The organism is Geobacillus sp. CAMR5420 (assembly GCF_000691465.1).
GTDB lineage: Bacteria > Bacillota > Bacilli > Bacillales > Anoxybacillaceae > Geobacillus > Geobacillus thermoleovorans.
The window spans coordinates 1-1,842 of sequence record NZ_JHUS01000005.1 but is presented as its reverse complement, the minus strand read 5'-3'; the positions used below and the strand labels follow the sequence as shown (position 1 = coordinate 1,842).

Below are 1,842 nucleotides of genomic sequence, written 5' to 3'. Positions count from 1 at the left end.
GAGGAAATGGGGTATTAGCATGAAAGGGGCCGAATCGGCCTCTTTTGTGCTTTTTCTTTTCCATCGGTCCATCAGGCGCGCTGGAAATCTTCATCTGAAAGAGCGTGCAAACGTTCCGAAAGAATGTGCAAAATCCGGAACAATCCGCAAAAATTTTGCACATTATTTCCGAATCCGCCTGAAATAATTTGAAAAAGGGATTCTGAAATAATGTGCTAATTTACAGCAAAGGAAGGAGAGTACTTGGGAAGGAGGTAAAAAATAAAACGCATTTTTGGCCTGTTGCATTTTTTAAATGGAACGGCCTAAAAATGCACCAAGATAAAATTATTTATAAGATTGAATATTATTTTCTCCAGATAAAACGTAGAAGCAACTCGAGTGAAGATACAATAAAAGTATGGGATAAATATCGATAATTACTTAATATTTCTAAATCATTCTGATAAATCCGAAAGTTTTTCTGCGATAAACTCAATAGAATCTATATACATGCAACATGAAGAGTTAACTTCTCAGTCATCCTGCACACCCTAAGCGCTGCAGCACTTCCTCCGGACGTTCGTGGATGTAGTTGACAAACCGAGTAATGGCTTGAATGATATCGTTGCGATCCTTGTGAAATACATTGGCAATCACCGTATCTTTCAGCCATTTCCATAAGCGTTCGATCGGGTTCAGCTGTGGCGAATAGGGAGGAAGGTAAATAAAGTGAAAACACTGCCTTTCTTCCCGCAAAAACTCCTTGACCATTTTGGCATGGTGAATGCGGGCGTTATCCAACACCAAGACCATGAGACGGTCCGGGTAGCGCTCTTTGAGCATTCTCAAGAAATCCAAGAACGTCGCGGCATTGGCAGCGGTCGTTTGATGAAGCACCGTTTCGCCATCGTGGATGTTGACCGCGCCAAACAGCGATACGTGGGCATGATGGCCGAACGTCGGCACTTGTTTTTGGCGGCCGACTTCCGACCATGTGGACCGCAAGACATGGTAAGAGCGGATATGTGTTTCATCAAGGTACAACAAGACCGAATCAGGATCCATTAAGTTTTTTTTATGAAGTCGATCTGTTTCTCAAAATTCTTTTGTCGATCCGGATCACCTTTCGCCAATGTGTAGGTCGGCCGTGTCCACGACAGCCCTTTGCGGTGCAGGAGTTTTCGCAACGCTTCGCGGGAAATGCAAACACCGAAGTGCTTTTCGACATAGGATTGCAGGAGTTTGGTGTTCCACGCCGAAGCGACGTCCCAGCCCAGTTCCCACGGGAGTGGTGGTCAACACAAGCTGTTTGATCTCTTCCTGCTGTTCTTCGGTGAGAAACGGCTCCCGCCCGGGGGCGAAATCCCGATGAAGCAAGAGCTCCAGACCGCCTTCGTTGAACAGCGACACATAATGGGAAACGGTTTGTCGGCACACGTTGACCATGGAGGCCACCTCTTTGCCCAAATAGCCTTCCATGACCAGGCGAACCGCCATCACCCGTTGGCGAAGAAGGGTGTTTTTGATTTTCCGTTCCTGTTTGTGAAGTGTCCGAGGTGTCCATCCGTGATCGTTGGTGATTTTGAGACGTTTCATGCAGAATTCCGCTCCTTTTCCATACTTTTCCTTAGGAGCAGTATAACCGGAGTGGGCACCACTTATACGAAGGTTAACTTTTCAATGAGCATATATATAGTAATACCGAGTTGAAATGACCCATTTTGTTTGGGGATCATACTACAAGAATGTTTCAAAGGGCCGTACCATCCACCATGATCACTTTCAGAGATTAAACACATACATCGTTTAAGAGATGATGATGAACGTCAGAAAATTCTTGCTTTTGAAAGCATCGGCTGG

The 1,842-nt window shown here is 45.3% G+C and carries 2 protein-coding genes and 1 pseudogene; 1 reads left to right on the top strand and 2 read right to left on the bottom strand.

What is annotated here, in order from left to right; translation table 11 throughout:
• Positions 1 to 187 (top strand): general secretion pathway protein A (locus DI44_RS19285; protein WP_241766356.1); only part of this gene is annotated, 187 nt, incomplete at its 5' end.
• A 332-nt stretch (positions 188 to 519) separates the two neighbouring features.
• On the opposite strand, the gene DI44_RS15215 is transcribed toward DI44_RS19285, so the two are convergent.
• Positions 520 to 1,047 carry an IS630 family transposase gene (locus DI44_RS15215; protein WP_033024499.1) on the bottom strand — a complete coding sequence of 176 codons (528 nt, stop codon included), beginning with the start codon at positions 1,045 to 1,047 and terminating at the stop codon, positions 520 to 522.
• Positions 1,047 to 1,578: pseudogene (locus DI44_RS19695) on the bottom strand (IS630 family transposase). The gene DI44_RS15215 and the pseudogene DI44_RS19695 overlap by 1 nt, the downstream one beginning before the upstream one ends.
• Positions 1,579 to 1,842: the final 264 nt, after the last annotated feature.

Excerpts from the sequence above, each read along its gene's own strand:
- DI44_RS15215 (WP_033024499.1), bottom strand. The coding sequence starts at position 1,047 with ATGGATCCTGATTCGGTCTTGTTGTACCTTGATGAAACACATATCCGC.